Source organism: Rathayibacter sp. VKM Ac-2803, assembly GCF_009807175.1.
In the GTDB taxonomy this organism is placed as follows: Bacteria; Actinomycetota; Actinomycetes; order Actinomycetales; family Microbacteriaceae; genus Rathayibacter.
This window is the reverse complement of sequence record NZ_WUCD01000001.1, coordinates 3,006,761-3,021,524: the sequence shown is the minus strand read 5'-3', so window position 1 is coordinate 3,021,524 and position 14,764 is coordinate 3,006,761. Positions and strand designations below refer to the sequence as shown.

Sequence of the window (14,764 nt, the reverse complement as noted above, 5' to 3'; positions counted from 1 at the left end):
CGCGTGCTCTACTACGGCAACTACATCCCGCTTCATGGACTCGATCTCGTCCTGGAAGCCCTCACGCGCCTTCCGGCGAAGGTCGAGGTGGAGGTCGTGCTGATCGGCGGCGGAAGCAGAAGAGCGTCTGTCGAGAAACGAGTCGCAGACCTCGGCCTGGGCACGGTCTGTCGGTTCGTGGATCCTGTCGCAGAGGAGCAGCTCGCCGGCCATATCGCCTGGTCGGACGTCGTCCTGGGCGTCTTCGGCTCGTCGCCGAAGGCGAAGTCTGTGATAGCGAACAAGGTGTGGCAAGGACTCGCCTGCGGAAGGACTGTCCTGACTCAGTCGAGCGAGTCCTTGAGCGAGATCACAGACCTTGTACCGAACCTGCTCCGTACGACTCGTCCCGGCTCGGCGGCGAGCATCGCCGAGTCGCTCGCTGCTCTCGCTGAGCAAGAGTTGCCGGAGGACTTGGCTGTCGATACGAGGCTCGATGCGTATGTCGAGGACGAGTTCAGGGGGGTCGCGGAGGCCGTCCGCTCTGTGGCGAGAAGGGGCGAAAGCTGATGCGCATACCCACGTCCGTCGGTGACGCTCGAGATGCGGTGGCGCTGAGGCTCGCCCGGCGCGATCACGAGAAGACGCTTCGAACTGTCGAGGACGGACCGTGGCGGAGCTTCGAAGGTCTCACCCGCTACAGCACCGTGCTCGCGGGCATTCGACCGCGCCATGGCACCGAGCCCTTCGTCAACGTCCTTCTGCCCGAGATCGGCCCCTCCTCGTACTTCGCGGGTGTACGCACGGCGCTCCTGGTCGCCGCTATGACCGCGAAGGGCCTCGGGCGCGCACTACGTGTCATCAGCTTCGGTCCTCTTCCGCGCTCCGGAGACGAGAAGTGGTTGGCGGGTGCGGTCGCCTCCGATCTGGGGACCCCGCTTCCGGCTGTCGAGCTTTACTCCGTCTGGCATGTCGCACGAGAGTCGTTCTCGACCGACGACGTCTGGTTCGCGACCTACTGGACGACTGCGCACGCCCTCGATGTCGCGGCTCGGAGTGGGCTGCTCGACCCGGCGCGCGTGGTCTACCTGCTCCAGGACTACGAGGCCGGCTTCTATCCAGGATCGACTGTCTCCGCAGTCGTGCAGTCCACTTACCACGCAGGGTTCGTACCCCTCGTGAATTCGCGACCGGTCGCCACCACCCTCGAGAGGCGTGCGGGCCTGATGGTCCCTTCCGAGCAGATCTTCGCACCGCAGATCGACCTGACTCGCCTCGAAGCCGCATCGGGGCTTCGTACGCCCGACGGACCGCTTCGAGTCGGCTTCTATGGGCGCCCGAGCAAACCCAGAAACGCGTTCGCGCTGGGGGTCGCCGCGTTGCGATCGGCGAGTGCTCGGCTCAAGGGTCCCCCGGACACCGTCGAGTTCTGGTCGATCGGTGAGAAGCACAACGATGCTGTCCTTCCTGGCGGACGCCGGCTGCGATCCATAGGGAAAGTCTCCTGGGCCGGCTACTTCGAGCAACTCGCGGGATTCGACGTGCTCCTCTCCCTTCAACAGAGCCCTCACCCCTCGCATCCCCCTCTCGACATGGCGACCCTCGGAGGGTTCGCTGTGATGAACGACCTCGAGGGGACGCGTTCACAGCTGAGCCCCCGCCTCATCGCCCGTGCGAATGATCCAGACGCACTCGCGGGCGGGCTTGTCGACGTCCTCGCGAACCCGGCCCTGCGAGAAGCCCGATCCTTCGACCCATCTCTGATCGATGTGCTCGGGGTACCGCTCGATCGTGCTGTTCACGCCGTGCTGCAGACGCTCCCATGAGGCGACTGTCTCCTCTCGGTGCTGGGGGTCAGGGAAGGAGCCGCGGAATCGCCTCCCTCCTGCTCTACTTCCTGATCCCGGCGATCAGCGCTGCGGCCCCTCTCGCTGTCATCCCCGCCGTCTCGAGCCAGTACGGGGCAGCAGGCTGGGCGAGTGTCGCGATCGCTTTGTCCATCGGCAATGCGGCGGCGGTGCTGGCCGAGCTCGGATGGGGTGTCGTCGGGCCGCAGCGAGTCGCTCGCGAGGCTAGCAATCGGATCCGCATCCTGGAGGAGTCCCTGACGTCCAAGATGGTCGCTGTCGCGGTCCTGGCGCCGTCGGCCGGCTTGTTGACCGGCCTCCTCGTCCACGATCACCAGATCGCTGCCGGGTTGCTCGCGAGCGCTACGGTCGTCGGCGCGATGAGTTCGGCGTGGTACTTCATCGGTCTGGGTCGTCCCTTGACAGTCCTTCTCATCGACACGGTTCCACGAGTGCTGGCGGCGGCGGTGACGGCGGCGGCCATTTTCCTCGGGGCCGCTCTGGAGACCTATGGAGTGCTCTCTCTCGTCGCTGCGGTCGCCGGATACGTCCTCGCGACCCGAACAGCCCGAGCCCCGATCTGGCCGCACCGCCAGTCGTTCAGGAACTCGCCCTCCGTCATCAGAGCGCAGTCGATCCTCATCCTCGGCAGGGGCGTGAGCACCGTCTACACAGCACTTCCGGCAGCGGTTCTCGGCGTAGTGAGCGCCGGTTCCGTGTCCGCCTTCGCCGCTGTGGACCGGCCGATGAGGATGGGATTGACCATCATCGCTGCTGTGCCCAACAGGTTGCAGAGCTGGATCGGTGTTCCGGACCCCGCAGTGTCGAGAGAGCGGAGTCGACAGTCTCTTCTCATCAACGCGGCGCTGGGTGTGCTCGCCGGCACCTTCTATGCCGTCGCCATGCCTTTCATCGCGCCCCTCCTGTTCGCTGGAGAGATCGAGGTCGGGTTCGATCTCTCGGTACTCGGAGGGGTGCTGATCCTGATCATCTCCGCCTCTCGTGGAGTGGGCCTCGCCCTGGTCGCGGCTGATCGGGCCAACCACATCACTGCGGCGATCTTCTCCGCCGCAACGGCAGGGCTGGTCGGTCTCGTGATCCTCGGCGGCCTCTTCGGAGCGGCGGGCGGCCTCACGGCCCTGATCGCCGCGGAGGTCGTCGGACTCGTTGTCCAGGCGGCGATCCTCCGTCGAGCGTGGCGAGCTGGCCGGAACTCCTGAGACGACTGAGCTCCTTCCCTGAATCGCACTTCTCGCCGACCGTCTCCGGCAACTGTCAATTCGGTTCGTAAGAGGTCGTCACCGTCAAGATCGGCTTCTTGGGCGAGTCCTTTCCGTAGAGGATGACGAGCAGGCCTGAGCCTTGAGGCGGTGCGTCCTGGGTGAAACCGAACTCAGCCGTCTGCGCGCCGGCTCCCGCTTGTGACTGCACGTAGGCAGTGACATCGATCTCGAAGGATGCGAGGGAGGACGTGAGATGCGCACCGCCGAGCCTGGCTCCGAGAGTGGGTTTCGTGGCGTAACTGACAGTCGATTCATTCCACGGCGTCGTGACGGAATGGAGGTCGATATCTGCCTCCGTGCCCGTCGAATCCGTGACATTCCCATAGACGAGCAGCTTCGCGGATTCGATCGACTTGCCTGTGTAAGCCGAGAGGTCGTATCTCATGTACGCCTCTCGATTCAGCGTCGAGTACACCGTGTGGCGTTTCACGAAGAGGGCTGCCGAGGAGCCGTAGTTCGTGCTGCTGGTACCGGCTGAATTGCTGACGTAGGTGTCCGCGGTAGCGCCGAGACCGACCGTCCAGGGGTTCGCGGCCCCTGCGCGCAGCCCGGACTCGCTCGTCGCTCCTCCCGCAGTGCTGACGACCGCCCCGACCGAAGCGGGTCCCTGTGCCCGAACGACGTACGTCCCGTCAGCGGCGACCTCGATCACCGCCGAATCGCTCGAACGGTACTGAACCGTGTACTGACTCGAGGCGAGAGCGGCGCCGGTCGTGGCATCCGCGACGGCCGCTCGCAGCTGGCCCGAATCTCCGACACGGGGACTGGCAGCGATCCCCGAGAGCGTCACCTTCGTCAGGGGGGCGGGCGCCGACACCACGACAGGGTCGCGGTAGAACTCGATCTCGTGAACGCCTGTGTACTTGTTGGCGAGGTTCTGATTGTCGATGTTGATGCCGAAGTACCGAGCCGTCTTGGTCGGGAAGGAGTAGGTGACCCAGTCCGTGTTGCTCGGCAGGCCGGATGCGGTCAGTGTGACCCATTTCCCTACCTCGTTCTTGTAGACCAGCCCGAACTTCGTGTTGCTCGGTGCCGAGGCGGCCCAGCGGATGCGAACGTAGGAGATCGGCGTCGGAGTAGCGAAGTCGTATTGGAGGGATTGGTTCCCTCCGCCGACCCACTTGGTGCTCATGTTGCCGTCCTTGGTGAACTGAGCCGCCGCCCAGGTCGTCGTCGACGTAGCGTTCACGATGGTCGTCGCGCCGACCGAGATGCGCACGATGTACTTCACGGTGCGCAGACCAGGTGCGGAAACGGTGATCGTGCCGACCCCTGGGGTGGAGGACGGCTGGCTGATCGCCACCGATGTGCCAGGGGGAGCAGTCGCCGCAAGAACGGCAGCCCCGGCGCCGGGGGACAGGTCCACGTCATAGGAGAGCGCAGTGGAAGAGAATCCCGGCACCGGCACCCCTGAGAGCGAGATGCCGGTCAAGGTGGCGGCGGGTGAGGAATCGACGGTCCAACTGCTGAGAGGGCTCACTGGCGAAGGGGCCGGGGCGGTGAGCCCGGGCCTGATCGGAGTCAGCTGAACGGCGATCGTCGCCGATGTCGCATTGGAGACTTCCACCGTGAGCTTGCGAGTGCCACTGTTCGCAGTCTGCCCATTAGGTGCGGGACTGATCCAGGACGGTTGAGCAGCCGTCTGGGTGAATCGCGTACCCGCCGGCGAGAGCAGTGTCGCGCGCAACTGCTGGCCCTCCTGAGTGAGGACCGCCGATCGTCCGTCGGCAGCGATCGTGATCGCGGCTCCGGTGTGCATTCCCCAGACCAGCGTGGTCGGCTTGCTCGCCACGACTTCATCCTGGACCACGACATCCGATCGAGACTCGACTAGCTTCACTCCTCTCTTCCAGGAGGTCACCTCGCTGGATCGACTCGACGTGAGATCAGCGACGGCGAATGCACTCTCGGGGGAGCTTCCCCTGGCGGAGATGACCGATGACTTCGTGCTGTCCTGGTCGTCGCCGTACCCCGGATTGATGCGGAGGGTGTTGTTTCCTTCTGCTCGCTTCCTGTAGTAGGTCCAGCGCTCACCGCCGGCCAGACCCTTCTCGTAGCCCGGCAGGGAGTACTGGTCCGGCCCCAGTTCAGTCGCCCAGTTGACACCGAGCGCGCTCATCGTGAAGGTCCCGGCGTCGAGCTCGGGGTGACCGTTCGCGGAGGGTGTTGCCGCCTTGAATCCGACGTAGGTCGCGTCGGGCTGGTCCCAGGCGGATCGGAGAGTCGCGACTTCCGCGCCTTCGAAGTACGAGTCCAGAGCAGTCCCGATGGAGCTCGCCGTCGCCTTCGGAGCCGCTGGGTCGTACCAGAGCAGCGCGAACTGGTTGATCGCGGCGGTTTGAATAGCGTCCGCCGCGACCTTCGCGGCAACCGGATCGTTGTACTCCTTCGCGAGCGCCGACAGCGCAGGAACGATGTACGAGACGAGATTCGAGTCCGAGTAGTTGAAGGGGATGCCGTCAGGATCGGCGTTGCGGTAGGACATGCTCGCCGTCTTGCTCATCCCGGGGGAGCTGAAGATCCCCTGATCCGAGCCGGTGGAGATGCGCAGTGCAAGGGCGAACGGGACGAGGTTCTGTACTGCATAACTCCAGTACTGCGCGCCCTCGCGGTAGCCGCCTCCGGGCGCGAAGCCTTTCAGCCCGAACTTCAGGCTCGCGAGCGATCGGTCGAGCACGGTGCCGGCGAAAGCAGTGTCGCTCTCATAGATGGCTAATGCCCCCATCCCGATGCTCGAGTTGGAGACGACATTCCAATTGCCGTCCTGGGTCGTCCATCCCGCGTTGGCATCATAAGCATCCATCGCCGGTTCGAGGCCCTTGTCGATGATCGCGGTGCGGAGAGTGGCGCGCTGGGCCTCTGTCCAGTACGAGTACGCCGAGTCGTAGCCGATACCGAGGGCCTGCGTCAGAGTCGCAGTATCGAGGAAGTGCCCTGGGTTCCAGTCGGGGAACGCGGCAGCGGCAGAAAGCTCAGCCCAGAGGCGGTCGGCGTAGGAGTTGTCGCCCGAGAGTTGCCAGGCGATGCTCAAGGTCGAGCTGCGGTCGAGCACAGTCTGACTGATGCCGTAGAGGGAGCCTGGATTCGCGGGATTGTATGTCGATGCTGCTTGCGCCTTGATGGTGGAAGCCTTCGACTTCACGCGCTCGAGCAGGGCGGCGCGCTCGGGGTTCGATGCAGAAGACTGCCGAAGTGCATTCCAGGTCTGGGCGCTGTTCAGAATCCGAGGATGCGCTTCGGTGACCGAGCCGATGATTGCGGCCTCTGCCCTCGGCGCGCTCAGGATGGACGATACGAGAGACATGACAACGGCCGCGAGAATTGCGAACCGAAGTGTTGCCTTCCACTGGTGCCGACCGTATTGACGCGTCTCGCTCATATGTCGCCCGTTAGTTCTCTTCGATGTAGCTCGAGTGATGCGCACTGTCGAACGATCGCAGAGGGTGGGTAGTGCAGTGCGGAGTCGCGACCGCGATTAACCCAAAGACGTGTTGCCTTGCTAGTGAATTCCGAGATGCTAGAGTCGCGATTCCACTATTGCCTGGTGCGGCTCACGCTTAGCTTCACTCAAAGCGACCGTTACTGTTCGTGACTCTAAAGGGAAAGAGCACCCCGAAAGAGGTGTCGAGCGATGGTACGCGTTTGCCCCCCCCAAACGTGGGCGGACAATTTTTCGTTACCCTTCGGTCAGTCGAGTGGCCGCATTGACAATGCGGCTCGAACTGAGGTCGGTTGAGGACCGGATCGCTCAGATCGCTGGCCTCGTCGAAGACGGTTGCGTCGAACTGGCTCTGGAATGCTCCGCTCGCCCCGACAGCGGGCCGTCTCAGCGCCACGGACGTGCATCGGATAGTTGTCCGCGCAGGTCGGCCAGCGTAAGCCCACTCGCGGTATTGCCGGAGTGGTCCGTTCGTCGCAGGACTCGGGTCCGTTGGTCATGGCCACCATGAAGAACTTCAGTCTCGAAGGAGCTGCCTCAAGGCCGTAGCGGGGGCCCGACGGAGTGGTACGAGTCTGGTGCTCCCCCCGCATGTGCTCTCCTCGACTCGAGTCGCGAAGAGCGCGCCTAGGCCGAGGAACGTCAAACGGTGCTGGTCTGCGCCGCGTACTTCGCCTCGGTCGCCGCTTTCTGCGGGCGCCACCAGGCCTCGTTCTCGCGGTACCACTGCACGGTCGCGGCGAGTCCCGACTCGAAGTCGGTGTAGCGGGGCTGCCAGCCGAGCTCGGTGCGCAGGCGCGTCGAGTCGATGGCGTACCGCAGGTCGTGGCCGGGGCGGTCGGTCACGTGGTCGAACGCCGTCTCGGGCAGGCCGAACTCGTCGAGGATCAGCTTCACGACCTCGAGGTTGTTCTTCTCGCCGTTCGCGCCGATGAGGTAGGTCTCGCCGATCTCGCCGCGATCGATAATCGCCCAGACGCCGCTGTTGTGGTCGTCGACGTGGATCCAGTCGCGGACGTTCTCGCCGGCCCCGTAGAGTTTGGGACGGATGTCGTCGATGACGTTGGTGATCTGGCGCGGGATGAACTTCTCGACGTGCTGGTACGGGCCGTAGTTGTTCGAGCAGTTCGAGATGGTGGCCTTCACGCCGAAGGAACGGACCCAGGCCCGCACGAGCAGATCGCTGCCGGCCTTGGTCGACGAGTACGGGCTCGACGGGTTGTACGGGGTCCGCTCGGTGAACTTCGCGGGGTCGTCGAGCTCGAGGTCGCCGTAGACCTCGTCGGTCGAGATGTGGTGGTAGCGCACGTCGTGCTTCCGGACGGCCTGCAGCAGCGTGTAGGTGCCGATGATGTTGGTCTCGAGGAACGGGCTCGGGTCATTGAGCGAGTTGTCGTTGTGCGACTCCGCGGCGAAGTGCACGACCAGGTCGGAGTCGGCGACGAGGCGGTCGACCAGCTCGGCGTCCGAGATGTCGCCTTCGACCAGCGAGATGCGGTCGGCGACGGGGGCGAGCGAGTCGCGGTTGCCCGCGTAGGTGAGCTTGTCGAGCACGGTGATCTGCGACTCGGGGCGCTCGTGCAGCGTCAGGTGGACGAAGTTGCTGCCGATGAAGCCGGCACCGCCGGTGACGAGGATTCGCACGAGTACTCCTGCTGATTCGGGGGAGAAAGAAGGGGAAGAAGACCGAGGGGGAGGCGAAGGCTCTCAGGATCGACGGTATCGCACGAGCGGCGTCGCCCCGCTCGGGGTCACCGAACGGGGGAGGAGTCGCCGAGTTCGAGGAGTCGGTTGAGGTAGGCGCCGTAGCCGCTCTTGACCAGCGGCGCCGCGAGGGCCGCGAGCTGGGTGTCGTCGATCCAGCCGTGGCGCCAGGCGATCTCCTCGATGCAGCCGATCTTGAACCCCTGACGCTGCTCGATCACCCGCACGAACTCCGTCGCCTCGATCATCGAGTCGAACGTCCCCGTGTCCAGCCACGCCGTCCCCCGATCCAGGACCTGCACGTTCAACGTGCCCGCCTCGAGGTACCGCTCGTTGACGGTCGAGATCTCCAGCTCCCCCCGCGCGGAGGGCTGGATGGTCTTCGCGATCGCCACGATGTCGTTGTCGTAGAAGTACAGCCCCGGAACCGCGTAGTTCGACTTAGGCCTCTCGGGCTTCTCCTCGATCGACAGCGCGTGGAAGTCCGCATCGAACTCCACCACCCCGTAGGCCCGCGGATCCGCGACCTGGTACGCGAAGATCACCGCACCCTCCACATCGGTGTTCGCCGCAAGAGCGGTGCCCAGCGCGGTCCCGTGGAAGATGTTGTCGCCCAGCACCAGCGCGACAGAGTCGCCGCCGATGAAGTCCTCACCGATGAGGAACGCCTGCGCCAACCCGTCCGGCGACTCCTGCACCGCATACGAGATCGACATGCCCAGAGACGACCCGTCGCCCAACAGGGCGCGGAACTGGTCGTTGTACTCCGGGGTCGTGATCACGAGTACCTCATCGATCCCGGCCATCATCAGCGTCGACAGCGGGTAGTAGATCATGGGCTTGTCGTAGATCGGCATCAACTGCTTCGAGATGCCCTTCGTGATCGGCCACAACCGCGACCCCGAACCACCCGCCAGGATGATCCCCTTCACGACTGCGACCCGATCGATCGACCGCGCTGAGCGGCGGTCGTCGGGGGCTGAACGGCGGTTGGCGGGAATGGGGGGAGGTTCACGGTCGACGACCCTATGCGGTCCGTGTTTCCATCCGGTTGCGGCGGGCGCGAAGAGAACGCTTTCCTGGCGCTGATCGTGTCCCCAGTTCGGAAGGCACCGGGGGCCTCCAACTCTCGCGGCGCCCCCGCCGGTATCATTGCCGCGTTATGGCTCGCATCTACGACTGCTCCGTCGACACCGACCTCCTCACCGGCACCCGTCTCGCTCGGACGGCGATCGGCCGTGGCGAGCTCGTCGTGATCCCCACCGACACCGTCTACGGCGTGGCGGCGAACGCGTTCGACGCGGCCGCCGTGCAGCGGCTGCTCGACGCGAAGGGACGGACGAGGCAGTCGCCGCCTCCCGTGCTGATCGGCGATCTCGCGGCGCTCGACGCCCTCGCCGAGAACGTCCCGGAGCCTGTCCGCGAGCTGGCGAAGGCCTTCTGGCCCGGCGGGCTCACGATCGTGCTGCACGCCCAGCCGTCGCTGGTCTGGGACCTGGGGGAGACCCGCGGGACCGTCGCCCTGCGCATGCCCGACAACCCCGTCACGATCGAGCTGCTCGCCGAGACCGGACCGCTCGCGGTGTCGTCGGCGAACAAGACCGGGCAGCCCTCCGCCACCACGGCCCAGGAGGCGTTCGACCAGCTCGGTGACGCGGTCGACGTCTACCTCGACGCGGGCGCCGCCGGCACGCGCTACACCGATCGCCCGACGGGCGCCAGCGAGTCCTCCACGATCGTCGATGCGACGGCGCTGAGCTTCGAGGGCGGCACTCTGCGCATCCTCCGCCAGGGCGTCGTCTCGGCCGAGCAGATCCGAGAGGTCATCGGCGACCTGCTTCCGGATCCCGATAGCGCGGCCTCCGCAGTGCCGTCCTACGACGCGTCGACCGACACCTCTCTTCCCGACGCGGAGGCGGACGAGCCCGCAGTGTCGAACGAGCCTGCAGCATCGGATGAGCCCGCACCGTCGGACCAGCCCGCGCCGAGCGCGCGCCCCGACTGGGCGTCCGGCGCCCGCCTGCAGGACGAGCCGGCGGCGAGCGGACGCGCGCGCCCCGACTCCGCTCCGGGTGAGTAACCGATGATCACCTTCGCCCTCGTCTCGCTCGCTGTCGCGATCGTGACCGGCGCCCTGTCCTTCGTGATCTGGAAGCTGAGCCTGAAGTACCGGCTCTACCCCAAGATCCGGGTCAGGGACATGCACACGCGGCCGACGCCCCGACTCGGCGGCATCGCGATGTTCCTCGGGATCGTGGTCGGCTTCGCGATCGCCTCGCAGCTGCCCTACTTCCGGCTGGTGTTCTCGAATCCGGAGCCGATCCTCGCGATCCTCGGCGCGAGCCTCCTCATCGTGCTCATCGGCGTGGCCGACGACATCTGGGACCTCGACTGGACGACGAAGCTGGCGGGCCAGCTGATCGCGGCCGGCCTGATCGCGTGGAAGGGCGTGCAGATCGTCTCGCTGCCCATCGGCGGGCTCACGGTCGGCTCCCCGTGGATGTCGCTCATCATCACGGTGCTCGCGATCGTCCTCGTGACCAACGCCCTCAACTTCATCGACGGCCTCGACGGCCTCGTCGCCGGCGTCGCTCTCATCTCCAACGGCGTGTTCTTCCTCTACAGCTACCTGCTCGTGCAGCAGACCTCGCCGACGGACTACTTCAATCTCGCCTCGCTGATCGCGGTCGTGCTGGTCGGCGCCTGCGCCGGCTTCCTGCCGATCAACTGGCGTCCGGCGAAGATGTTCATGGGCGACGGGGGAGCGCTGCTCGTCGGCATGCTGATGGCGACGTCGGCCATCGCGGTGACGGGGCAGATCGACCCGGCCCAGCTCGCGGCGAAGGAGCTTCTCCCCGCGTTCATCCCGATCATCCTGCCCTTCGCGATCCTGGTCGTCCCGCTGATGGACTTCGGTCTCGCGGTGTTCCGGAGGCTGCGAGCCGGCAAGTCGCCCTTCAGCGCCGACCGGAAGCACCTCCACCACCGCCTGCTCGACATGGGGCACTCGCACCTGCACGCCGTCCTCATCTTCTACGCGTGGACCGCCGTCATCGCCTTCAGCTGCCTGCTGATGTTCGTCGTCGACGTGCTGTGGGTCCCGCTCGTGTTCCTCGCGGTGGGCCTGCTCGCCTGCACGATCGTGACGCTCGCCCCGCTCAGCCGGCGCAAGCGGCTCGAGGCGGCTGCCCAGCTCGCCGAGGCCTCGCCCGTCCTCGACCCCCTCGACCGCGCCTCCGAGCCCGGTCGTCCGTCCGCCGCGCTCCCGCTCGGTCGTGACACGACAGCGTCGCCCGCGGCGCGGAAAGAAGCATCATGACCGGAGAGAACCCGGCCGCCGTCCGTCAGCAGCCCGCCTCGGTGCCCGTCCTGCGCCGCACCCTCGTCATCGGAGGCGTCTTCGTCCTCGCCCTGGCGGTGATCGGTGCCGTCGTCGGCTTCCTCGCCGCCGGAGCGGAGGGTGCGCTCGGCGCCCTGCTCGGCGCGATCGTCGGGGGAGTGATGGTCGCCCTGACCGCCGCGAGCATCCTCGTCGCCAACCGCCTCGACATCGGCGGCTTCTTCGCTGTCGTCCTCGGCACGTGGCTGGCCAAGTTCGTGCTCTTCATCATCGCGGCCCTGGCGCTGCGCGATCAGCCGTGGCTGAACAGCACGGCGATGTTCGTCACGATCATCGTCGCCGTGCTCGGATCGCTCGTGATCGACGTCCTCGTGGTCTCGCGCTCGCGGATCCCGAACGTCAGCGACATCGCTCGATGAGCGGGAGCCGAGTGCTTTCTGAGAGGCTGGCGATTCGGCTCTCAGGCCGTTCTGTTGCTACAGTAGGGATGAATCCGCAGGCGAACGTGTCCTCAGGTCGTCTCATCGTTGATGTCGGCCGTCGAGTACGAACGCCGACCCAGCGGATGACCCCACCTTTCGTCGTCGCGAGAGCGTTGCGTCCGAATGATTCGATTCGGTCGGCTGCAACGTGCCACGCCCCGAATTCCAGGAGCTAGCGCTGTTTGCTAACGCTGTGACCCTGTTGGTCTCGTCCTCGACCGGTGAGAGTGACTTCCACACCCCGTCGATCTCCGAGTTCTTCCCGCCCGGATTCCTCTTCGAGGGATCCCCATTCGAGATCAACCGCGTCATGCTGGTCCGCTTCATCGCGGTCATCGCACTGATGCTGTTCTTCTACTTCGGGACGCGCAGGATGCGCATCGTCCCGGGCCGCTTCCAGAGCATCGTCGAGATGGCTTTCGACTTCGTGCGCGTCACGATCGCCAAGGACATCCTCGGTGAGAAGGACGCCCGCCGCTTCCTCCCCATCCTGGTCACGATCTTCTTCGCGATCCTCTCGATGAACCTGACCGGCATCGTGCCGTTCCTGAACATCGCGGGCACCTCGGTGGTCGGCATGCCGCTGTTCCTCGGCCTGGTCGCGTACGTCACCTTCATCTACGCCGGCATCAAGGACCGCGGGATGGGCTTCTTCAAGAACGCCCTGTTCCCGCCCGGGGCCCCGTTCCTCATCTACTTCATCCTCACGCCGATCGAGCTGCTGCAGACGTTCATCATCCGTCCGCTCTCGCTCGCGCTCCGACTCGTGATGAACATGATCGTCGGGCACCTCCTCCTGGTGCTGTGCTTCTCTGCGACGCAGTTCTTCCTCTTCAGCTCGCAGGTCGACCCGGGCTTCAAGCTCTTCGGCATCCTGACCTTCGGCTTCGGAGGCGCGTTCACGCTCTTCGAGCTGCTGGTCGCCGTCCTGCAGGCCTACATCTTCACGCTCCTCACCGCGGTCTACATCCAGTTGGCCGTCGCCGAGGAGCACTGACCCCTCAACTCACGGGCTCCCGCCCGTTCTCACGATCCCCCCACTGAAAGGACCCACTCGTGGACTCAGTCACCGTTCTCGCCGAACTCACCGGCAACATCGCGACGGTCGGTTACGGCCTCGCAGCGATCGGCCCCGGCATCGGTGTCGGCATCGTCGCGGGCAAGACCGTCGAGGCCATGGCGCGCCAGCCCGAGATGGCCGGCCGCCTCCAGACCACGATGTTCCTGGGCATCGCGTTCACCGAGGTGCTCGCGCTCATCGGCCTCGCCACCTACTTCATCTTCGCGGCGTAGTCGTGATCAGCACCGCTGTGAACATCGCTGCGGGAGAAGGTGACGTTCCCGAGATCATCCTGATCCCGGAGTTCTACGACTTCTTCTGGTCGGGGGTGATCTTCCTCATCCTCCTGTTCTTCTTCTGGAAGCTGGTCCTGCCGCGCCTCCAGAAGCTCCTCGACGACCGCTCCGCGGCCATCGAGGGGAACATCGCGAAGGCGGACGAGGCTCAGCGTCAGGCTGAGGCAGCCCTCGAGAAGTACACCGCTCAGCTGGCCGAGGCTCGCGCCGAGGCCGGAGTGATCCGCGAGAAGGCGAACGCCGACGGCAACGCGATCGTGGCGGCGAAGAAGGAGCAGGCGCAGGTCGAGGCCGAGCGCATCCTCCAGAACGCGCACGCCCAGATCGAGGCCGACCGCCAGGCGGCCGTCGTCGCCCTGCGCTCCGAAGTCGGAACCCTCGCCATCGACCTCGCCTCCGGCGTGATCGGCGAGAGCCTCAACGACGACGCGAAGGCGTCCGCGATCGTGGACCGCTTCCTCGCCGACCTCGAGGCCTCGGAGAAGGCGAGCAGCTGATGGGCAGCGCGTCAAGGCAGGCACTCGCATCGGCGAAGGCGGAGCTCTCCGCCCTCGGCGGTCAGGCGTCCCTCGACACGGCTCAGCAGCTCTTCGAGGCGGCTCGGGTCATCGACGGGCAGGCGCAGCTGCGCTCCGCCCTGTCCGACCCGAGCGCCGAGGCGGACCTCAAGCGGGCGCTCGTCGCCCGCGTGTTCGGTCCGTTCGGCGAGCCGGCCAAGCGCCTGCTCACCGTCGTGGTGGGTCACCGCTGGTCGAGCTCGAGCGACCTCGTCGCCGGGATCGAGGAGGTCGGGGTCCGTGCGATCGCCGCCTCTGCTCCCGCGGACGTCTCGCTCGAGACCGAGCTGCAGGCCTTCGGCGCCGTCGTGTCGTCGGACGCCCAGCTCGAGCTCGCGCTCGGCAGCAAGCTCGCCGCGGCCGACTCGAAGGTGGCGCTCGTGCAGCGGCTCCTCGAGGGCAAGGCCTCGGCCGAGACCCTCGCCATCCTCCGTCAGCTGATCGCGCACCCGCGCGGCCGGCGCATCCCCGAGCTCGTCCGCTTCGCCGCGGGCGTCGTCGCCGACCAGGGCGGATTCACCATCGCCACGGTCTCGGTCGCCGCACCGCTCGCCCCCGGGCAGCTCGACCGGCTCCGCTCGGCGCTCTCGCGTCAGTACAGCCGACCGGTCTCCGTCAACGTGCTGGTCGACCCCTCCCTCCTGGGCGGGATGCGACTGCACGTCGGCGACGAGGTCATCGACGGGACCGTGTCCGCGCGGCTCTCCGACCTGAAGCTCCAGCTCGCGTCCTGACGGGCGCACGTATCCTCAGGGAGCGGCTCGCGCCGCCTCCGAC

At 66.1% G+C, this 14,764-nt stretch carries 13 protein-coding genes; 10 read left to right on the top strand and 3 right to left on the bottom strand.

Translation table 11 applies throughout. The features are described from left to right. Positions 1 to 3: 3 nt before the first annotated feature. From GRS96_RS14155 to GRS96_RS14145, 3 genes are all read left to right on the top strand, one after another. On the top strand, positions 4 to 549 hold the full coding sequence (locus GRS96_RS14155) for a glycosyltransferase (protein ID WP_159988778.1): 546 nt from the start codon (positions 4 to 6) through the stop codon (positions 547 to 549). After that, a complete protein-coding gene (locus GRS96_RS14150) occupies positions 549 to 1,805 on the top strand; it encodes a rhamnosyltransferase WsaF family glycosyltransferase (protein WP_159988777.1) in 1,257 nt (418 codons plus the stop codon). The genes GRS96_RS14155 and GRS96_RS14150 overlap by 1 nt, the downstream gene beginning before the upstream one ends. A gap of 191 nt (positions 1,806 to 1,996) precedes the next feature. Next, complete coding sequence (locus GRS96_RS14145; protein WP_159988776.1) at positions 1,997 to 3,046, top strand: hypothetical protein; 1,050 nt, start codon at positions 1,997 to 1,999, stop codon at positions 3,044 to 3,046. 55 nt (positions 3,047 to 3,101) lie between these two features. Here the strand turns inward: GRS96_RS14145 and GRS96_RS14140 are convergent, their stop codons facing one another. The 3 genes from GRS96_RS14140 to rfbA all read right to left on the bottom strand — a co-directional run bounded on the left by GRS96_RS14140 (position 3,102) and on the right by rfbA (position 9,184). Further along, positions 3,102 to 6,488: a CBM96 family carbohydrate-binding protein gene (locus tag GRS96_RS14140; protein WP_159988775.1), complete on the bottom strand. Its 3,387-nt coding sequence runs from the start codon at positions 6,486 to 6,488 to the stop codon at positions 3,102 to 3,104. Positions 6,489 to 7,190: 702 nt separating this feature from the next. After that, entirely contained in the window at positions 7,191 to 8,192 is a 1,002-nt protein-coding gene (gene rfbB / locus GRS96_RS14135; protein ID WP_159988774.1) for a dTDP-glucose 4,6-dehydratase, read from the bottom strand. 107 nt (positions 8,193 to 8,299) lie between these two features. Then, positions 8,300 to 9,184 carry a glucose-1-phosphate thymidylyltransferase RfbA gene (gene rfbA, locus GRS96_RS14130; RefSeq protein ID WP_159988773.1) on the bottom strand — a complete coding sequence of 295 codons (885 nt, stop codon included), beginning with the start codon at positions 9,182 to 9,184 and terminating at the stop codon, positions 8,300 to 8,302. A 230-nt stretch (positions 9,185 to 9,414) separates the two neighbouring features. Here rfbA and GRS96_RS14125 point away from each other — a divergent pair, with 230 nt between their 5' ends. From GRS96_RS14125 to GRS96_RS14095, 7 genes are all read left to right on the top strand, one after another. Continuing rightward, entirely contained in the window at positions 9,415 to 10,332 is a 918-nt protein-coding gene (locus tag GRS96_RS14125) for an L-threonylcarbamoyladenylate synthase (RefSeq protein ID WP_159988772.1), read from the top strand. A gap of 3 nt (positions 10,333 to 10,335) precedes the next feature. Further along, positions 10,336 to 11,571 (top strand): MraY family glycosyltransferase, encoded by a 1,236-nt coding sequence (locus tag GRS96_RS14120; protein WP_159859119.1) that lies wholly within the window; start codon positions 10,336 to 10,338, stop codon positions 11,569 to 11,571. Beyond that, a complete protein-coding gene (locus tag GRS96_RS14115; protein ID WP_159988771.1) occupies positions 11,568 to 12,011 on the top strand; it encodes a hypothetical protein in 444 nt (147 codons plus the stop codon). Before GRS96_RS14120 ends, GRS96_RS14115 begins: the two co-directional genes overlap by 4 nt. A 256-nt stretch (positions 12,012 to 12,267) precedes the next feature. Continuing rightward, positions 12,268 to 13,071: a F0F1 ATP synthase subunit A gene (gene atpB, locus GRS96_RS14110; RefSeq protein ID WP_159988770.1), complete on the top strand. Its 804-nt coding sequence runs from the start codon at positions 12,268 to 12,270 to the stop codon at positions 13,069 to 13,071. Positions 13,072 to 13,130: 59 nt separating this feature from the next. Further along, positions 13,131 to 13,367, top strand: coding sequence for an ATP synthase F0 subunit C (locus GRS96_RS14105; RefSeq protein ID WP_055794702.1), 237 nt, complete (start codon positions 13,131 to 13,133; stop codon positions 13,365 to 13,367). 2 nt (positions 13,368 to 13,369) lie between these two features. After that, on the top strand, positions 13,370 to 13,927 hold the full coding sequence (locus tag GRS96_RS14100) for a F0F1 ATP synthase subunit B (protein WP_159988769.1): 558 nt from the start codon (positions 13,370 to 13,372) through the stop codon (positions 13,925 to 13,927). Further along, entirely contained in the window at positions 13,927 to 14,721 is a 795-nt protein-coding gene (locus GRS96_RS14095) for a F0F1 ATP synthase subunit delta (protein WP_159859129.1), read from the top strand. Before GRS96_RS14100 ends, GRS96_RS14095 begins: the two co-directional genes overlap by 1 nt. Positions 14,722 to 14,764 lie beyond the last annotated feature (43 nt).